Raw genomic sequence first — 16,573 nt, 5'->3', positions numbered from 1 at the left:
TCGTGAGCGTACGTCCGCGATCGCCGGGCGCGGAATAGGTTGCTTGATTTCTCCGGCGCGCCAACGTCGCCGGTCAGGGGCACCTAGTACGTTGTCGTTCATGCGGCCCGATCGAGGCGTTGACGTCAGCGACCTCTCCCCGCTGGAGCAGACCGCATTGCTGACCCAGTACGCGCGGGCGCTCGACAACCGATGGCCGCGGCACGGCCGGAGGCCGCGATCGATCCTGCACGACGAGCTCGCCGACGACATCGTCAGAAGGATCGACTACGACTTCGAGGGGCTCGGCGTGCCCATGAGCGTGGTATGCCAGGCGTCCCTGCGCGCGAAGATGCTCGACGACCGGGTGCGAGCCTTCACCGCCGCGCACCCCAACGCCGTCGTGGTGGACCTCGGCGCGGGTTTGGACACGGGCCTGTTCCGGGTGGACCCGCCGGCCGCGGTGGACTGGTACAGCGTCGACCTGGCGGGCGTCATCGCGCTGCGTGACCGGCTGATGCCGACCCACCAGCGGGCCCACTCGGTCACCGCATCGGTGGCCGACGACAGCTGGCCCAACGCCATCCCGGGCGGGCGGCCCACCATGGTGATCGCCGACGGACTGTTCGCGTTCCTGTCCGAGCCGGTGATCGCCGGTGTCTTTCGCCGCGTCACCGAGCACTTCGCGTCCGGGGAACTGGCCTTCAACGACTACGGGCGCATCGGCTGGTTCAGCCGGCTGGCGGTCAAGCTGGCCCCGCAGCAGATGTTCAGCAGCGTCGGCGCCCAGTGGGGTTATCCGGGGTTCAAGGACGCCCGGGTGCCACAAATATGGAATCCACGGCTGACACTGGTCGAAGAGGCCAGCCTGGCACACGCGCCCGAGGTCGACGTCTTTCCGGGCTGGATTCGGTTGGCTACCAAGGTATCCGGCAAGTTCGCGGCGTTCGCCCGCAAGGCCCGCATCCTGCGCTACAAGTTCTGAGTCTCCAGCGGGCTGTGAATGCCGCACGTGCAGGCGTCGATCGACGGGCACGTACAGCGCATTCCCCATTCGATGACGGCGCGCGCCCGGGCCAGCGACGCCATCTGCGCATCGATTTCGGCGAGCTTGGCCTCGGCCAGCGCGCGGCTGGCGGGGCGTCCCGGGGCGTCATCGGCGAACAGCACCTGGATCTCCTCGAGAGCAAACCCGGCGGACTTGCAGAGCCCGATCACCTCGAGCCGGGCCAACACCGTGTCGTCGTAGCGGCGCTGACCGCCCAGCCGCGTCGGCGCCGGCACCAGCCCGATCCGCTCGTAGTAACGCAGCGTGGTCGCGGCGACCCCGGCCTGGCGCGCGACCTCGCCGATCGTCAGGCGTCCGCCCATCGGCCCTCCCGAGAATTCCATGCTTGACTTAGAGTCAACTCTAAGTTGTTGACTCGGTCCATGACTCACCCACTCGCAGAACTGGGCGCCACCCGCTACGCCCTGCTCCGATCGTTTCGCCGCGACGGCACCCCCGTGGACACCCCGATCTGGTTCGGGTTCGACGGCGATGCGCTGGTATTCCGGACCAAGGTCGGCCCGAAGACCAAGCGGCTGGCCGCGCGCCGCGAGGTCGAACTCGCCGCGTGCGACTACCGGGGCCGGGTGCGCCGCGGCGCGACGACGGTCGCGGGCCGGGCCACCATCCTGTCGGGCGCCGACGCCGAGCGGGCCAACCGGGCGCTGCACCAGCGGTATGGCTGGCAGTGGAACATCGTGCCGCTGATCAAGGTGCCCGGAGTCACGAACGTCCACCAGGACCTGTGCCTGCGCGAGAAACTGCGCCGCGCGCGTGACCGCGGGGTGTGGGCGGACAGCGCCATCGTTCGGGTGGATCCGGCATGACACCCACGACACTGGTGCCCGACCCCGTCCGCTCCCCCAGCGTTCTCCAATGCTGCACCGCCGCAGCCGGACTCGTCCGTGGCCTGCTGCGGCCGCGGCGACTCGATCAGCGCTTCGTCCGCGGCGTCGTCGACGCGGGCCTGCCGGATCCCCGGGGCACCGTGAGCGTGCGGGCGCTGCCGCAAGTGCCGCGTTCGGTGCCAACCGCCGCGATCGTCGAGGGCACGTTCAAGCCCGCCCGCATCGAGAACTCGCTGACATCGTTCGTCGTCGCGCATCCGGAGGCGACGTTCATCGTCGATCCCGCGGTGTGCCTCGACGTCGAGCACCGGGCGATCGCCCAGCTTCCCGCGGTGCTGCGCGCCGTGGTCCGCCCGCCCGCGGACACCATCCCCACGATCACGGCCTTGCGCGGGCTGCCCGAAACGCCTCGACTGGATTTCGCGTTGCCCACGCACGGCCACTGGGACCACGTGTCGGGTCTGCTGGACATGCCCGACCTGCCGGTCCACCTGCACCGCGTCGAGAAGGAGTGGATCGGTTCCGGGCCCGTCGCCCCCGTCGGCGGCGTCCGCGACTCGCTGCGCGATCGGCCCGTCATCGAATACGAGCTGGACGGTCCGCCGGTGCTGACCTTCACCAGAAGCCGCGACCTGTTCGGGGACCATTCGGTCATCCTGGTGGACCTGGCCGGGCATACGCCGGGCAGCGTCGGGGTGCTCGTACACACCGGGCGGGGATGGATCCTGATCGCCGGCGACGCGGCGTGGCACCACCTGCAGATCGAGAAGGTCCGGCAAAAGTCAAGCTACCCGGGCGTTTTGGTGGATGAGGACCGTGAGCAGACCTTCCGAACGCTGCAGCGACTTCATCTCGCACGCCACACGGTGCGGATCATCCCCACCCACGATCACCAAGCGGCGCTGCAGCTGTCCGGCTAGTCGTCGAGCGCGCCCTGAACGTCTAGCCGCCGAGGCAGCCCGGGCCGAGCAGCTCTTTGAGGTCGCCCATCAGCGCCGGCGAGGGCGTTACGCGCAGCGAGGCGTCGAGCTCGAGCGTGGTGATGCGATCCCCGCTGATGAGCCGCAGATGCACCTGCGAGGTCCCGGGATGCCGGGCCAGCACCTGCTTGAGCGCGCTCACCTTGTCCAGCGTGCACTGCCGGGTGGGCAGGCTGACCGCCAGCGGCCGGTCCGGCTGGGCATTCGAAAAGTCGGGCACCACAAGGTCGTTGGCGATCAGCGCGATCCGGTCGTCGCGGATCGCGACCTTGGCGTTGACCAGCACCACCGCGTCGTCGACGATGTCGCCGCCGTAGGCCGAATACGCGTGCGGGAAGAACATCACCTCGATGCCACCGGTGAGGTCCTCCAATTGCGCTGACGCCCAGGGCATTCCGTTCTTGTTGACCCGCCGGTTCACCGAGGCGAGGATGCCGCCCACCCGCACCTGGGTTTCGTTGGGGATGTCGCCGTCCAGGATCGCCGGGATGGCGGTGTCGACCTGCGTGGCCAGCAGGTGCGCCACCCGGTTGAGCGGATGCCCGGACACGTACAGCCCCAGCATCTCGCGTTCCAGGGCCAGCTTGTGCTTGTCCTCCCACTCGTCGTCGGGCACCTTGATGGTGAACACCGCGTCCGTGGTGCCGGCATCGCCCCCGCCGAAGAGGTCGAACTGCCCCATCGCCTCGGCCTTCTTGGTGCCCAGCACCGAGTCGACGGCGTCGGTGTGGACCAGGAAAAGGCCCTTGCGGGCGTGGCCCAGCGAATCGAACGCGCCGGCCTTGATCAGCGACTCGGTCACCTTCTTGTTGCACGCCGAAATGTCGATCTTGTTCAGGTAATCCGAGAAATCGGTGAACTTGCCCTTGTCGGATCGGGTGCTGATCAACGACGTCACGACGTTGGCGCCGACGTTGCGCACCGCGCCCAACCCGTAGCGAATGTCTTGGCCCACCGACGCGAAGTTCAGGCCGGACTCGTTGACGTCGGGCGGCAACACCGTGATCCCGAGCTTGCGGCAGTCCGCCAGGTACACGGCCGCCTTGTCCTTGTCGTCGCCCACCGAGGTCAGCAGGCCGGCCATGTATTCGGCGGGATAGTTGGCCTTGAGGTAGGCGGTCCAATACGAGACCATGCCGTAGCCCGCGGCGTGGGACTTGTTGAACGCGTAGTCGGCGAACGGAAGGATGGTGTCCCACAACGCTTTAATGGCACCCGCGGAGAACCCGTTTGACTGCATCCCCGCCGCGAAGCCCTCGTACTCCTTGTCGAGCACCTCGCGCTTCTTCTTACCCATTGCCTTGCGCAGAATGTCGGCTCGGGCCAGCGAGTAGCCGGCAACCTTCTGCGCGATGCGCATGATCTGCTCTTGGTAGACGATCAGGCCGTAGGTCTCGGCCAGGATCTCTTCGAGCGGTTCGGCCAGCTCCGGGTGAATGGGCCGGATCGCCTGGCGGCCGTTCTTGCGGTCGGCGTAGTCGTTGTGCGCGTTCTGGCCCATGGGCCCCGGCCGGTACAGCGCGATGACGGCGACGACGTCTTCGAACCCGGTCGGTTGCATGCGGCGCAGCAGGTCGCGCATCGGCCCGCCGTCGAGCTGGAACACACCCAGGGTCTCGCCGCGGCCGAGCAGCTCGTAGGTGGCCTTGTCATCCAGCGGCACCGATTCCAGATCGAGGTCAATTCCCTTGTTGGCCTTGATGTTCTCGATCGCGTCGCCGATGATCGTCAGGTTGCGCAGGCCCAGGAAGTCCATCTTCAGCAGCCCGATGGCCTCGCACGACGGGTAGTCCCAGCCGGTGATGATGGCCCCGTCCTGCGGCCGCTTCCACAGCGGGATGGCATCGGTCAGCGGCTCGCTGCTCATGATCACCGCGCAGGCGTGCACGCCGGCGTTGCGGATCAGGCCCTCCAGACCGCGGGCGGTCTGGTAGATGGTGCGCACGTCCGGGTCGGTTTCGATCAGCCCGCGGACCTCGGCGGCCTCCTTGTACCGCTCGTGGTTGGGGTCGGTGATGCCCGACAGCGGAATGTCCTTGGCCATGATCGCCGGCGGCAGCGCCTTGGTGATCCGGTCGGCGATCGCGAAGCCGGGCTGGCCGTAGTGGATACGCGCCGAATCCTTCAGCGCCGCTTTGGTTTTGATGGTGCCGAACGTGATGACCTGGGCGACGCGGTCGGAGCCCCATTTGTCGGCGGCGTAGCGCACCATCTCGCCGCGGCGACGGTCGTCGAAGTCGATGTCGATGTCGGGCATCGACGTGCGTTCGGGGTTGAGGAACCGCTCGAACAGCAGCCCGTGCGGGATCGGGTCGATGTCGGTGATGCCCAGGGCGTAGGCGACCAGCGATCCGGCGGCCGAGCCGCGGCCCGGGCCCACGCGGATGCCCACCGACCGCGCGTAGTTGATCAGGTCGGCGACGATCAGGAAGTACGACGGGAAACCCTTGTCGCAGATGACGCCGATCTCGTAGGCCGCCCGCTGTTCGTAACCGTCCGGAGCGCCCGAGGGAAACCGACGGGCCAGCCCGGCGTCCACCTCGTGCCGCAGCCAGGAGGCTTGGTCGTGTCCCTCGGGAACCGGGAAGACCGGCATCCGGTCGCGCGGAGCCCACACGTCGGCGTAGGACTGCACCCGCTCGGCGATCAGCAGCGTGGAGTCACACGCGCCGGGCACCTGGTCGTCCCAGATCTGGCGCATCTCGGCGGCCGACTTCAGGTAGTAGCCGTCGCCGTCGAATTTGAACCGGTTGGGATCCGACAGCGTCTTGCCGGTCTGCACGCACAGCAACGCCTCGTGGTTGTGCGCGGCGTCGCGGGTGACGTAGTGGCAGTCGTTGGTGGCCAGCGGCGGGATGCCCAGTGTGCGGCCGATTTCGAGCAACCCGTCGCGCACCCGGCGCTCGATCTCCAGACCGTGGTCCATCAGCTCGAGGAAGTAGTTGTCGGGCCCGACGATCTCGCGCCACCGGGCGGCCGCCTCCAGCGCCTCGCGGTCCTGCCCCAGCCGCAGCCGGGTCTGCACCTCCCCGGACGGGCAGCCGGTGGTGATGATGATGCCCTCGGCGTGCTCGGCGATCAGCTCGGCATCCATCCGCGACCACTTGCTCAGCTGGCCCTCGAAGGAGGCCAGCGAGGACAGCTTGAAAAGGTTGCGCAGGCCCGTCGCGTTCTCGGCCACCATCGTCAGGTGCGTATACGAGCCGCTGCCGGAGACGTCGTCGGACTTTTGGCTGGGGTCACCCCAGGTGACCCGGCGGGTGTCGAAGCGTGAACCCGGCGCGATGTAGGCCTCGACGCCGATGATCGGCTTGATCCCGGCCGCCGTCGCCGCGTTGTAGAACTCGCTGGCGCCGAACATGTTTCCGTGATCGGTCATGCCGATCGCGGGCATTCCCAGCCGTTCCGCCTCGGCCAGCATCGGCGTGATCTTCGCGGCACCGTCCAGCATCGAGTACTCGGTGTGGTTATGCAGGTGCACGAAGGACCGCGAAGATGAACCGCTCATAGGGACGCCAGTCTATGACCGAGCACCGACGCATCCGGGCGTGTCGGGGAAGTGTGTCTCAAGAGGTTTCTGGCTACCCGTCCAGGATGCCTCGCCGGCGTGATTTCGTACCGGAGCGGCGCGGTTAGCGTGTCGGCGCCGGCCGTCACCCATACTTCTCGACGAACAGCTGCAACGACTTCTGCACGTCGCCCTTGACGGCGCGGGCCGCGGCCGAACCCACCGGACCGAAGAGCGGACGTCCGCCCAGCTCAAGACGCAAGCCCAGGGTGGAACCGTCCTTGGTGGGCCGCACCGTGAGGGTGACGCCGTATTTCGTCCCGCCCTTGCCCGCACCGGACATCGCGACCTCGTGGGGCGGGTCCCATTTCGTCACCGTCCAGGTCACCCGGTTGCGCATGCCCTTGGCCCGCGCCACGCCGACGATCTGGGTGCCCTCGGCGATCTCGTCGGGCAGCTCGCTGCGCCAGCCCTCGTGCATGACGAGCCACTCGCCCAAGTCCGAGAGGTCCGATACGTGATCCCACATATCCTGCGGGCTCATCGGCATGTCGGCGGTCATGTCAACGGCGGCCATGAAGCAAACCTAGCCCGAGCCGAGCCCCGCGGATGCGACGGTGTGCGCTCAGGGCTTTCGGTGTGCGCTCAGGGCTTTCGGTGTGCGCACCGGGCGCCCGGGACGCACACTCGTGGCCTAGGAAGCGGCCATCAGCGGCTGGGCCCCCCGCGAAAACGGTTGCCGATGCGGATCGCGGGCAGCAGCAGGCTGCGCGGCGCGAATCGGCCGCTGGTGCTGACCACCTTGGGCACCACGCCGGGCACTACGCTGCGCCGGCCCGCGAGCATCCCGCCGATCGCGGCCTCGGCGACGTCGGGGGGTGAGACCTGCGCAATGGAAAGGCTGAAGCGTTCGGCATTGGCGATCTCGGCCCACTCGGTGGGAACGGGGCCGGGGCACAGCACCGTGACCGACACCCCCGAACCGTGCAGCTCCTCGTGGATGGCTTCGGAGAACGTCTGCACGAACGCCTTGGTGGCCGAATACACCGCCATGTAGGGCATCGGCTGGAACCCGGCGATCGACGCGATGTTCAGCACCGCCCCGGCCCCGCGGTCGACCATGCCGGGCAGGACGGCGTGGGTGAGCTCCATCAACGCCAGCGAATTGAGCGTGACCTCCTCGCTCTCCCGTTCGAGCGGCAACGTGTAGAAGACGCCGCTGGTGCCGAAACCGGCGCTGTTGCACAGGCCGGCGATCGGCTCGCTGCTCAGCCGGTTCGCCAATTTGGTGCGGGCTTTGGCATCGCTGAGGTCCAGCGGCAGCACCTCGACGGCGACCGAGTACTCCGCGCCCACCTCGTTGGCGAGTTCGTCGAGCCGCTCGCGGCGGCGTGCGACCAGCAACAGCGGAAAGCCGCGGCGGGCCAGGCCGCGGGCCAGCTCGGCGCCGATGCCGGAGGACGCGCCGGTGATGACGACGGTGGTGTCGGTGTCGGGTTTCGGAAGGCTCATGGTGTCACCAATGGATCCCGCGCGTCGCCCGCACGAACGTCTCGCTGCGTTTGTCGAGTTGCTTCGAATCCTTTGTGTCGGTTGCAGATTCGCTACCCTTGGCGGCGTCGGAGTCTTCGAACATGCCGAAGGCGCGGTTGCGGACCAGGTCCATGACGGCCGGGTTCACCGCGTCGGCGAGGGCGGCGAACTGCCCGAAGGGTGAGCTGGCGCGCCGCGGCCGGTGCACGATGGCGTCGGTGATCACGCCGGCGGCCTGATCCGGTGTTAGCGCGGGGAACTTGTCGTACATCTTGGTGGGGCTGATCATCGGCGTGCGCACCAGCGCCATGTGCACGGTCGTGAACTTGATGTCGTCGTTGACGACCTCGGCCTGCAGCGCGTCGCACAGGCTGTCCAGCGCCGCCTTGCTCGCGATGTAGGCGCCGAAGCGCGGGGCCCGCGTCTGCACACCGACCGAGGACACGTTGATGATCTGCCCGAAGCCGCGCTCGCGCATGCCGGGAATGAACTTGAGGATGAGCTGGACCGCGCCGAGGTAGTTGAGCTGCATGGTCCGCTGGTAGTCGTGGATGCGGTCGTAGGACAGTTCCAGCGAGCGCCGGATGGAGCGGCCCGCGTTGTTGATCAGGATGTCGACGCCGCCCAGCTCGTCGAGCACGCGGTCGGCCATCCCGGCGATGGCGTCCATGTCGGTCAGGTCGCATGAGTACACATGGGCGGTTCCGCCGTCGCCGCGGATCTCGTCGGCCACCTTCTCCAGGTTTTCCATCGTGCGGGCGACCAGCGCGACGACCCCGCCCGCTTCCGCGATCTTCTTGGCGGCGGCCGCACCGATGCCCGACGATCCCCCGGTGATGAGGATGGTCTTGCCGTCGACGGCGTCCTCGAGCGTGCGGCCCTGCACCGCGTCGAGCAGATTGCGCAAATAGAAGGGCCGATATCGCCCGGCGGAGTTGGGGGTGTTGATGATGTTGGAGACGGCCGCGAACGGCTTTTCCACCAGGTTCGTCAGGTCACCGAGATTCATCGGGCGTCGCTCCTGTGACGTAGGCCATAAAGCCAACCTAGGACATAGCTCGGCGATTGGCTGCAGATTGCGGGCAAGCGCACCGGAGATAGGGGCAATCCGCTTGTTACAGCGAGTAATCCGAGTGTGATCGCGCACTAACTGACGGGCAACGCCGCGATGATCCCCTAGTGACATGAGATTACTGGCGCGCTTCCGCGAGCCCGAGCCGGCGACCATCTACGACCGGATCGGCGGGCACGAGGCGATCGAAGTCGTGGTCGAGGACTTCTACGTTCGGGTGCTTGCCGATGCTCAACTGTCGGGCTTCTTCGCCGGATCGAACATGAACCGCCTCAAAGGCAAGCAGGTCGAGTTCTTCGCCGCCGCCCTCGGCGGGCCCGAGCCCTACACGGGTGCACCGATGAAAGAGGTGCACCGGGGCCGTGGAATCACCATGTATCACTTCGGTCTGGTGGCCGGCCACCTGGCCGACGCGCTGACCGCCGCCGGAGTGCCCTCTTCGACGGTGACCGAGATACTCGGTGCCGTCGCGCCGTTGGCTCCCGAGATCGCGTCCGGGGAGAGCACCGCCGCCAAGGTCTAGGGGCCGCCGCCACGGCAGGGTTGATCGCCTGGTCCCCTTCGGCGCATCGTGTTACGCGCGGAATGGCGTGATACGCCCCCGCTATCGATCAATCTCCACCACGGTTGCCAAACCAGTAGCCGATGACCGTGCCCGCTATTCCGGTAATCGGTGCCATCAGTGCGGAGAAATCGGCGGGCGTCAGATGGACCAGCATGCCGACGAGTGGTGCGACCACCAGAGCCGCCACAATGATCACTATGACGAACCCGCGCCCGCGCGCCTCCTGAACTTTCCGTCGCACTTCATACAAGCGTTCAACATCGTCGGCGGTCGCATTTTCCGGCACTATGTCTGAGAAGGTACTGAATAGGCCCCAGCCCCGGTTGGTAATAGGCCGACCTGCGCCTAGGGTATCCCGGAGCGACACGAGGGACGCTGTGTTCCCTGTTTGTAAGTACTCGTTTTCGGCTTCGCAAAGTAACAGCTGCTCTACCCGTTCTTTAGTTGTCAGGCGTCGAGTGGGAATGCCGAAAATGTGAACGCGGGTGGGAACACCCCGTATAACTTCGCTTCTTGTTCTGCCAGCTTTCCGGGTTATCTCCTGTGCCGAGCTTGTCTCGGAGTGGTCCGGCGGCTGCGTCATCACATGCCCTTCTGCGTCCTTCGAGTACGGCAAGAAGTATGGCACCACGAATTTCACCGCAAAACGATCGCGGTCAACGCTCGAGCACAGCGAGATTGCCGTCATGGCTGTGATTGCGCCGTGGGGCACGACCCTGGCGGCAATCTCACCGACTATCGACGGGGCGGGCCGTTTGTGGCGAGAATTCCTTGCATGTCTCGCACATTCGACGACCTGGTGGCCGAAGCCGATTCGGTATCGGTCGACGGTTGGGATTTCTCGTGGCTCGACGGCCGCGCGACCGAGGAACGACCGTCCTGGGGCTATCAACGTCTGCTGAGCCACCGCTTGGCGACCGTCTCGGCCGCGCTGGACATTCACACCGGCGGCGGGGAGGTGCTGGCCGGCGCGAGGCCATTCCCGCCGACGATGGCCGCCATCGAGACGTGGCCGCCGAACGCCGCGCTGGCGACCAAACTGCTGCATCCGCTCGGCGTGGTGGTCGTGGCGAAGCGCGACGAGCCGCCGTTGCCGTTCGCCGACGAAGCGTTCGACCTGGTGACTAGCCGTCATCCCGTCTCGGTGTGGTGGACGGAGATCGCGCGGGTGCTGCGGCCCGGCGGCAGCTACTTCGCGCAGCACATCGGACCCGCCACGATGGGCGAGCTGGTCGAGTACTTCATCGGACCGCAGCCGGAGAAATGGGCCGAGTTTCACCCGGATGCCGTCAGCGCCCAGATCCAAGCCGGGGGCCTGGAGGTCGTCGAGGTGCGCATGGAACGGCTGCGCGCCGAGTTCTTCGACATCGGCGCCGTTGTCTACTTCCTGCGCAAGGTGATTTGGACGGTGCCGGATTTCAGCGTGGACCGCTATCGCGAGCGGCTACGGGAACTGCACGAGCTCATCGAAACCGAGGGCGCCTTCGTCGCCCACCCCACCCGGGTCCTGGTCGAGGCCCGCAAGGCGCAGTGATACTCGGGTATCCGAACCGATTCCCGCCGAGCCTGTAATTCTGCAGAAGAAGTGCGAGACAGGGCCTGCAAAATTACAGGCTCGGCGAATTCCGTTGTGCGTTTGAGCGGTGCTCAGCCCTCGTCGCGCAACACATCCAGGGCGTGCTGCAAATCCGGCGGATACGGGCTGACGATCTCCATCCGCCGGCCGTCGGCCGGGTGGGCGAAGGCCAGCGACCGCGCATGCAGCCATTGACGTTCCAGCCCAAGCCTTTTCGCGAGCTTTGGATCGGCGCCGTAGACGAGGTCGCCGCAGCACGGGTGATGCAGCGCGGCGAAATGCACCCGGATCTGATGGGTGCGACCGGTTTCCAGGTGCACGTCGAGCAGGCTGGCGGCGACGAACGCTTCGACGGTGTCGTAGTGGGTGAGGCTGTGCCGGCCGTCCTTGGTCACGGCGAACTTCCACTCGCCGCCGCGGTGCCGGCCGATCGGCGCGTCGATCGTCCCGCTGGACGGATCCGGATGGCCCTGCACCAGTGCGTGATAGCGCTTGTCGACGGTGCGTTGTTTGAACGCACGCTTGAGCACGGTGTAGGCGCGCTCGGAGATGGCCACCACCATCACCCCGGAGGTGCCGACGTCGAGTCGATGCACGATGCCCTGCCGCTCGGGCACGCCCGACGTCGTGATGCGGTAACCCGCGGCGGCCAGGCCGCCGAGCACCGTGGGCCCGGTCCAGCCCACCGACGCGTGCGCGGCCACCGCGGCCGGCTTGTCGACGGCGACGATGTCGTCGTCGGAATACAGAATCGTCATGCCTTCGATGTCGACCGGCGTGTTCTCCGGCGGCGCCGGCGCCTCCGGCAGGCGCACGTGCAGCCAGGCGCCGGGTGCCAGACGGTCGGACTTCCCGGCCGGCACGCCGTCCAATTCGACACCGCCGTCCTCGGCGAGGGCCGCCGCGGCGGTGCGGGACAGTCCCAGCAGCCGCGCCAACCCGGCATCGACGCGCATGCCCGCCAGCCCTTCTGGAACGGGCATCGACCGCTCGGATGCCATCAGCGCCGGTCGGCCTTGGCCCGGCTACCGGTCTCCCCATCGGCCTTGCGGCGACCCACAGTGTCGAAGTCGAAGCCGAAAATCGACAGAGCGACGAGCAGGATCGCGCCACCGACCACCGACGGGTCGGCCACGTTGAACACCGGCCACCAGCCGACGGACAGGAAGTCCACCACGTGTCCGCGCAGCGGCCCGGGCGCTCGGAAGAAGCGGTCGACGAGGTTGCCCATCGCGCCGCCGAGGATCATCCCCAGGCCCACCGCCCACCAGGGCGACACCAGCCGCCGGCCCATCCAAAAGATGCCGACCACGACGCCGGTCGCGATCAGCGTGAGGAGCCAGGTGTAGCCGGTTGCCATGGAGAACGCTGCCCCCGAGTTGCGCACCAACGTCCACGTCACCGTGTCGCCGATGATCGACACGGGTTGCCCCGGCGGCAGCAGCTTGACGGCAAGCACCTTGGTCACGATGTCCAGCGCCAAGACCACCGCCGCGACCGTCAGCAGCAGGCGCAGCCGGCGCGGTGGGCTGTGCTGCTCGCCAGCCGCGGGCTCCACGCTGTTGTCAATGTCGCCTGTTGGTTCGTCGGACACTTCCCCATCATCCCCTAAGGCAGATAACGCATGCGGGATGATCCCACCATGGGCCGCCTCACCGTCGTCGCCACCGGGGGCACGATATCGACCAGTACCGGCGCCGACGGCGTGCGCCGTCCCAGCCACAGCGGGGCGGCGCTGACCTCCGGCCTGGACGTCGACGTCGTCGACCTGATGGCGGTCGACAGCTCGGAGCTGACACTGCCCGATTGGGATCGGATTCGCGCCGCGGTGCGGGCAGGGGTCGACGGCGGCGCCGACGGCGTGGTCATCACGCACGGCACCGACACGCTCGAGGAGACCGCGCTGTGGCTGGACCTCACTTACGACGGCACCGTTCCGGTCGTGATGACCGGCGCAATGCGCAGCGCCGACGCCCCCGACCCGGACGGCCCGGGCAATCTGCGTGACGCGCTGGCGCTGGCGGCCAGCCCGGCCGCCCGTGGCCTGGGCGTGCTGGTGTCGTTCGCCGGCCGGGTGTTGCAGCCGTTGGGCCTGCACAAGGTGGCGACCCCCGACCTCAGCGGCTTCGCCGGCCGGGTGCTCGGCACCAGCTCGGGTGACATCGGGTTGACGGGCGACAAGGTGCGCCCGTATCTCGGCGATCTGAGTGCCGCCAACGCGCCGCGGGTCGACATCGCCGCGGCGTACCTGGGCAGTGATTCGGTGGCGCTGGACGCGTTTGTCGAAGCCGGGGCGCGCGCCGTCGTGCTGGAGGCGCTGGGTTCGGGCAACGCCGGTGCCGCCGTGGTCGACGGGGTGCGCCGCCATTGCCGCGAGGGCGTCGTCGTCGCGGTGTCCACGCGGGTCGCCGGCGGGCGGGTCGGCGCGGGGTACGGCCCGGGGCACGACCTGGTGGCGGCCGGCGCGGTGATGGTGCCGCGGCTGCGCCCCGCCCAGGCCCGGGTGTTGCTGATGGCCGCGCTGGCAGCCGGGCTACCCGTCGCCGACGTCGTCGACCGCTGGGGCTGACACCTCATTGGCGGCCTGCAGCGCGCCGACGTAGTCCGGCCAGTCCAGCGAGTCGACCGGGTTGGCGGCGGTGAGCTCGTCGGTGTCGGCGGGGAACGTGCGGGCCTGGCCCGGCCCGGAGCCACGGGTCTCGAACCGCACCGTGACCACTCCGTGGCCCGCGCCCTGCACCCAGCCGTGCCCGAGCTCGCGGTGGGCGACGTCGTCACCGATGCGCCAGCGCGAGGTCTCAACGGGCGGCGCGAACATGGCCTCGGTCGCCGTCTCTGGAACTTCCGCGGCGTGCTCCTCGGACATCTCCGCCGACAGCTCCAGGTCCGGGAACAACGATTCCTGGCGCACGTCACTCAGTCCCGAAAACCCCACGCCGACAAGGCGAATCGGCCCGATGTCGCGCGGATCGAGCAGTAGCCGCCGGGCCACCGCGATCAGCGCGCCGGCCTCGGTGGTCGCATAGGGCAATGTCGCCGAGCGGGTCAGCGTGCTCATGTCCGACTTCTTCAGCTTCACTGTGACCGTGCGGGCGCCGCGGCCGTCGCGCAGCAGGCGTTGATGCGCGTGCTCGGCGATCGGGTCGATGGCGTCGCGCAACTGCTCGAGGCTGGTCAGGTCGACCGCGAAGGTGGACTCGGAGCTGATCTGCTTCGCTTCGGCGCGCTCCGCGACCGGGCGGTCGTCGATCCCGCGGGCCAGCCGGTGCAGGGCCGGGCCGACCGTCGCGCCCAGGATGTTGGCCACCTCGGCGTCGGTCAGCGCGGCGAGCTGCCCGATTGTTTCGATGCCGAGCCGATTCAGCTTCTCCTCGGCGACCGGGCCGATGCCCCACAGCCTCCGCACCGGCAACCCGCCGAGCAGCGGTTGTTCTTCGGCGCGCCGCACCACCCGGACGCCGTCGGGTTTGGCGAGGCCGGACGCGATCTTGGCGATCTGCTTGCCCGAGCCGGCGCCAACCGAGGCGATCAGGCCCGTCTCGTCGCGAATCCGCCGCCGCAAGTCCTCACAGAACGCCTCGACGTCGTCGGCGGACGCCCCGGCGAGCTGCGGCGGCTCGCCGAAGGCCTCGTCGACGGACAGCTGCTCGACGACGGGCACCATGCTGCGCACGGCGTCGAAGACCCGCCGGCTGGCCACCCCGTACACCACGCCGCGCGGCGGCAACACCACGGCGGTCACGCCGATCAGCCGGCGGGCCTGATGCATCGGCATGGCCGACCTGGCGCCGAACACTCGCGCCTCATAGCTGGCGCCGGCCACCACGCCACGCCCGCCCAAGCCGCCGACCAACACCGGCCGCGTGCGCAGGGTCGGTCGGGTGAGTTGCTCGACGGAGGCGAAGAACGCGTCCATGTCCAGGTGCAGCACCCAGCGCGACTCCACAACCCTCGATGCTATTGGCGCTGTTGGTCTACCGTCGGTGACATGGCCATGAACCTCTGCCACCGGTGGTGCTGCGGCTCGAATCGCTGGGCGAAGGAAGTGGAAACCCACGTGTTGCCGACCGTGCTCGCCGACGTGGAACTGGGCGACAGCACGCTGGAGATCGGACCCGGATACGGCGCATTCCTGCGGGTGCTGGTCGACAAGACACCGAAGCTCACCGCGGTGGAGATCGATGCCCCGATGGCGCAGCGGCTGCAGCGGCTCTACGGCGATCGGGCCCACATCATCAACGGCGACGGCACCGATACGGGCTTGCCGGACAACGAGTTCAGCTCGGTGGTGTCGTTCACGATGCTGCATCACGTCCCTACCGCGGAATTGCAGGACCGGTTGTTCGCCGAGGCGTTCCGGGTGCTTCGGCCCGGCGGCGTCTTCGCGGGCAGCGACGGCGTGCCGTCGTTGGTATTTTCGATCCTGCATTTCCGCGACACCTGCAATCCGATTCCGCCGGAAACGCTGCCGGATCGCTTGCGCGCCGCCGGTTTTCGCGACGTGGACGTCAAGGTCGGCACCGGCAGGCAGCGCTGGCGCGCGGTCAAGGCCGCCTGATGGAAAATGCGCCATCATCGCGACTGGCTCGGCTGCGGCACCAGTGGGACGAGCGGCTGGAACCCGGCGAGCAGGCGACGATTCTCGCGTGGTTGTCGTTCACCCTCACCTTCGTCGGGGTGCGAGCGCTCACCCACTGGATCCGCGCGGGCCACGGTCCCGCAGGCGGCGGTGTCAGCGTGGGCGGCAAGCACTTTCATCACTACAACATCGGCATCGCGCTACTGGCGACGGTGGCGGCCCTCGGGCTGCGCGGAACGGAAAAGCAACGCCGCCACCCGGCGGCTGCGGTCGCTTTTGGCTCGGCCAACGCACTGATCGTCGACGAGCTGGCCCTGCTGCTGGACCTCAAGGACGTCTACTGGGCGACCGAAGGGCGTGAGAGCGTCGATGTCGCGATCGGCGTCATCGCCACCGGCGCGACGGTCGCAGCGGGCATGCCGTTTTGGGCGCATGCCCATCGCGCGCTGCGCTCGCGCTCGTGATCAGTTGATGCGGCCGATCGACCCCGAAGGCGGATAGAGCACGGTGAAGGCCGGACCATACCGTCCGGCCTTCACCGCTACTACTACTTCTTGTTCTGCGGGGGCAGTTGGTGGCAGGCCAGGCACTGCGTTGGCGCCGATTGCACCGGAATGCCGGCACCCGGCTTGGGGCCGGTCGGCTTGCCGCCGCCGGAATTACCACTACCCGACTGGCCGCTGCCTGACTGGCCGCTGCCTGACTGGCCACTGCCGGACTGGCCACTTCCCGAGTTGCCACCGCTGGGCTTGCCACCCGAGCCGCTACCCGACTGACCGCTGCCCGACTGGCCACTACCGGACTGCCCGCTGCCGGAGTTGCCACCGCTGGGGTTATCCGGATACACCGGCACCGGGATGGGAATGGGCACGATCACCGGGGGCG

The 16,573-nt window shown here is 68.1% G+C and carries 17 protein-coding genes and 1 pseudogene; 8 read left to right on the top strand and 10 right to left on the bottom strand.

Annotated elements, in window-relative coordinates:
- Positions 1 to 100: 100 nt before the first annotated feature.
- Positions 101 to 964: a class I SAM-dependent methyltransferase gene (locus A5745_RS22695; protein WP_076119085.1), complete on the top strand. Its 864-nt coding sequence runs from the start codon at positions 101 to 103 to the stop codon at positions 962 to 964.
- On the opposite strand, the gene A5745_RS22690 is transcribed toward A5745_RS22695, so the two are convergent.
- Positions 952 to 1,350 (bottom strand): MerR family transcriptional regulator, encoded by a 399-nt coding sequence (locus A5745_RS22690; RefSeq protein ID WP_076119082.1) that lies wholly within the window; start codon positions 1,348 to 1,350, stop codon positions 952 to 954. The genes A5745_RS22695 and A5745_RS22690 overlap by 13 nt on opposite strands.
- Before the next feature lie 60 nt (positions 1,351 to 1,410).
- Between A5745_RS22690 and A5745_RS22685 the strand changes: the two genes are divergently transcribed.
- Positions 1,411 to 1,854 (top strand): PPOX class F420-dependent oxidoreductase, encoded by a 444-nt coding sequence (locus A5745_RS22685; RefSeq protein WP_076119081.1) that lies wholly within the window; start codon positions 1,411 to 1,413, stop codon positions 1,852 to 1,854.
- Positions 1,851 to 2,795, top strand: a complete 945-nt coding sequence (locus tag A5745_RS22680) for an MBL fold metallo-hydrolase (RefSeq protein WP_076119079.1) — start codon at positions 1,851 to 1,853, stop codon at positions 2,793 to 2,795. Before A5745_RS22685 ends, A5745_RS22680 begins: the two co-directional genes overlap by 4 nt.
- 22 nt (positions 2,796 to 2,817) lie before the next feature.
- Here A5745_RS22680 and dnaE read toward each other — a convergent pair whose 3' ends face one another.
- The 4 genes from dnaE to A5745_RS22660 form a co-directional block, all read right to left on the bottom strand.
- Positions 2,818 to 6,363, bottom strand: coding sequence for a DNA polymerase III subunit alpha (gene dnaE, locus A5745_RS22675; RefSeq protein ID WP_076119077.1), 3,546 nt, complete (start codon positions 6,361 to 6,363; stop codon positions 2,818 to 2,820).
- A 145-nt stretch (positions 6,364 to 6,508) separates the two neighbouring features.
- The gene (locus A5745_RS22670; protein WP_076061952.1) at positions 6,509 to 6,940 is read right to left on the bottom strand and encodes an SRPBCC family protein; all 432 of its coding nucleotides are present in this window, start codon (positions 6,938 to 6,940) and stop codon (positions 6,509 to 6,511) included.
- A gap of 131 nt (positions 6,941 to 7,071) precedes the next feature.
- Complete coding sequence (locus A5745_RS22665; protein WP_076061953.1) at positions 7,072 to 7,875, bottom strand: SDR family oxidoreductase; 804 nt, start codon at positions 7,873 to 7,875, stop codon at positions 7,072 to 7,074.
- Between the two features lie 4 nt (positions 7,876 to 7,879).
- Complete coding sequence (locus A5745_RS22660; RefSeq protein WP_076119075.1) at positions 7,880 to 8,905, bottom strand: SDR family NAD(P)-dependent oxidoreductase; 1,026 nt, start codon at positions 8,903 to 8,905, stop codon at positions 7,880 to 7,882.
- Positions 8,906 to 9,080: 175 nt separating this feature from the next.
- On the opposite strand from A5745_RS22660, the gene A5745_RS22655 reads away from it, so the two are divergent.
- Entirely contained in the window at positions 9,081 to 9,491 is a 411-nt protein-coding gene (locus tag A5745_RS22655; RefSeq protein ID WP_076061956.1) for a group 1 truncated hemoglobin, read from the top strand.
- Positions 9,492 to 9,579: 88 nt separating this feature from the next.
- Here the strand turns inward: A5745_RS22655 and A5745_RS24525 are convergent, their stop codons facing one another.
- The gene (locus tag A5745_RS24525; RefSeq protein WP_139329756.1) at positions 9,580 to 10,221 is read right to left on the bottom strand and encodes a hypothetical protein; all 642 of its coding nucleotides are present in this window, start codon (positions 10,219 to 10,221) and stop codon (positions 9,580 to 9,582) included.
- 87 nt (positions 10,222 to 10,308) lie between these two features.
- Here A5745_RS24525 and A5745_RS22650 point away from each other — a divergent pair, with 87 nt between their 5' ends.
- Positions 10,309 to 11,067 carry a class I SAM-dependent methyltransferase gene (locus tag A5745_RS22650; protein ID WP_076119073.1) on the top strand — a complete coding sequence of 253 codons (759 nt, stop codon included), beginning with the start codon at positions 10,309 to 10,311 and terminating at the stop codon, positions 11,065 to 11,067.
- Positions 11,068 to 11,180: 113 nt separating this feature from the next.
- Here the strand turns inward: A5745_RS22650 and A5745_RS22645 are convergent, their stop codons facing one another.
- Complete coding sequence (locus tag A5745_RS22645; RefSeq protein WP_139329755.1) at positions 11,181 to 12,110, bottom strand: RluA family pseudouridine synthase; 930 nt, start codon at positions 12,108 to 12,110, stop codon at positions 11,181 to 11,183.
- Positions 12,110 to 12,703, bottom strand: coding sequence for a signal peptidase II (gene lspA, locus A5745_RS22640; RefSeq protein WP_139329754.1), 594 nt, complete (start codon positions 12,701 to 12,703; stop codon positions 12,110 to 12,112). The genes A5745_RS22645 and lspA overlap by 1 nt, the downstream gene beginning before the upstream one ends.
- 30 nt (positions 12,704 to 12,733) lie before the next feature.
- Here lspA and A5745_RS22635 point away from each other — a divergent pair, with 30 nt between their 5' ends.
- Positions 12,734 to 13,678, top strand: coding sequence for an asparaginase (locus tag A5745_RS22635; RefSeq protein WP_139329753.1), 945 nt, complete (start codon positions 12,734 to 12,736; stop codon positions 13,676 to 13,678).
- Here A5745_RS22635 and A5745_RS22630 read toward each other — a convergent pair.
- Positions 13,643 to 15,040, bottom strand: a complete 1,398-nt coding sequence (locus A5745_RS22630; protein ID WP_175879870.1) for a DNA polymerase IV — start codon at positions 15,038 to 15,040, stop codon at positions 13,643 to 13,645. The genes A5745_RS22635 and A5745_RS22630 overlap by 36 nt on opposite strands.
- A gap of 57 nt (positions 15,041 to 15,097) precedes the next feature.
- Between A5745_RS22630 and A5745_RS22625 the strand changes: the two genes are divergently transcribed.
- Complete coding sequence (locus A5745_RS22625) at positions 15,098 to 15,667, top strand: class I SAM-dependent methyltransferase (protein WP_076061962.1); 570 nt, start codon at positions 15,098 to 15,100, stop codon at positions 15,665 to 15,667.
- Positions 15,667 to 16,152, top strand: coding sequence for a hypothetical protein (locus A5745_RS22620; protein WP_076119069.1), 486 nt, complete (start codon positions 15,667 to 15,669; stop codon positions 16,150 to 16,152). Before A5745_RS22625 ends, A5745_RS22620 begins: the two co-directional genes overlap by 1 nt.
- Before the next feature lie 83 nt (positions 16,153 to 16,235).
- Here the strand turns inward: A5745_RS22620 and A5745_RS24845 are convergent.
- A pseudogene (locus A5745_RS24845) lies at positions 16,236 to 16,573 on the bottom strand (hypothetical protein); the annotation flags it as partial.

Origin of the sequence: Mycobacterium sp. IS-2888, from assembly GCF_001954215.1 — a bacterium.
In the GTDB taxonomy this organism is placed as follows: Bacteria; Actinomycetota; Actinomycetes; order Mycobacteriales; family Mycobacteriaceae; genus Mycobacterium.
Note: the sequence above shows the minus strand (reverse complement) of the source record. Positions and strands in the feature narration are given on the sequence as shown.

Bases quoted from the DNA above. Each gene is read 5' to 3' on its own strand.
- A5745_RS22695 (WP_076119085.1), top strand. From the start codon at position 101: ATGCGGCCCGATCGAGGCGTTGACGTCAGCGACCTCTCCCCGCTGGAG.
- A5745_RS22690 (WP_076119082.1), bottom strand. From the start codon at position 1,350: ATGGGCGGACGCCTGACGATCGGCGAGGTCGCGCGCCAGGCCGGGGTC.
- A5745_RS22685 (WP_076119081.1), top strand. From the start codon at position 1,411: ATGACTCACCCACTCGCAGAACTGGGCGCCACCCGCTACGCCCTGCTC.
- A5745_RS22680 (WP_076119079.1), top strand. From the start codon at position 1,851: ATGACACCCACGACACTGGTGCCCGACCCCGTCCGCTCCCCCAGCGTT.
- dnaE (WP_076119077.1), bottom strand. From the start codon at position 6,363: ATGAGCGGTTCATCTTCGCGGTCCTTCGTGCACCTGCATAACCACACC.
- A5745_RS22670 (WP_076061952.1), bottom strand. From the start codon at position 6,940: ATGGCCGCCGTTGACATGACCGCCGACATGCCGATGAGCCCGCAGGAT.
- A5745_RS22665 (WP_076061953.1), bottom strand. From the start codon at position 7,875: ATGAGCCTTCCGAAACCCGACACCGACACCACCGTCGTCATCACCGGC.
- A5745_RS22660 (WP_076119075.1), bottom strand. From the start codon at position 8,905: ATGAATCTCGGTGACCTGACGAACCTGGTGGAAAAGCCGTTCGCGGCC.
- A5745_RS22655 (WP_076061956.1), top strand. From the start codon at position 9,081: ATGAGATTACTGGCGCGCTTCCGCGAGCCCGAGCCGGCGACCATCTAC.
- A5745_RS24525 (WP_139329756.1), bottom strand. From the start codon at position 10,221: ATGACGGCAATCTCGCTGTGCTCGAGCGTTGACCGCGATCGTTTTGCG.
- A5745_RS22650 (WP_076119073.1), top strand. From the start codon at position 10,309: ATGTCTCGCACATTCGACGACCTGGTGGCCGAAGCCGATTCGGTATCG.
- A5745_RS22645 (WP_139329755.1), bottom strand. From the start codon at position 12,110: ATGGCATCCGAGCGGTCGATGCCCGTTCCAGAAGGGCTGGCGGGCATG.
- A5745_RS22635 (WP_139329753.1), top strand. From the start codon at position 12,734: ATGCGGGATGATCCCACCATGGGCCGCCTCACCGTCGTCGCCACCGGG.
- A5745_RS22625 (WP_076061962.1), top strand. From the start codon at position 15,098: ATGGCCATGAACCTCTGCCACCGGTGGTGCTGCGGCTCGAATCGCTGG.
- A5745_RS22620 (WP_076119069.1), top strand. From the start codon at position 15,667: ATGGAAAATGCGCCATCATCGCGACTGGCTCGGCTGCGGCACCAGTGG.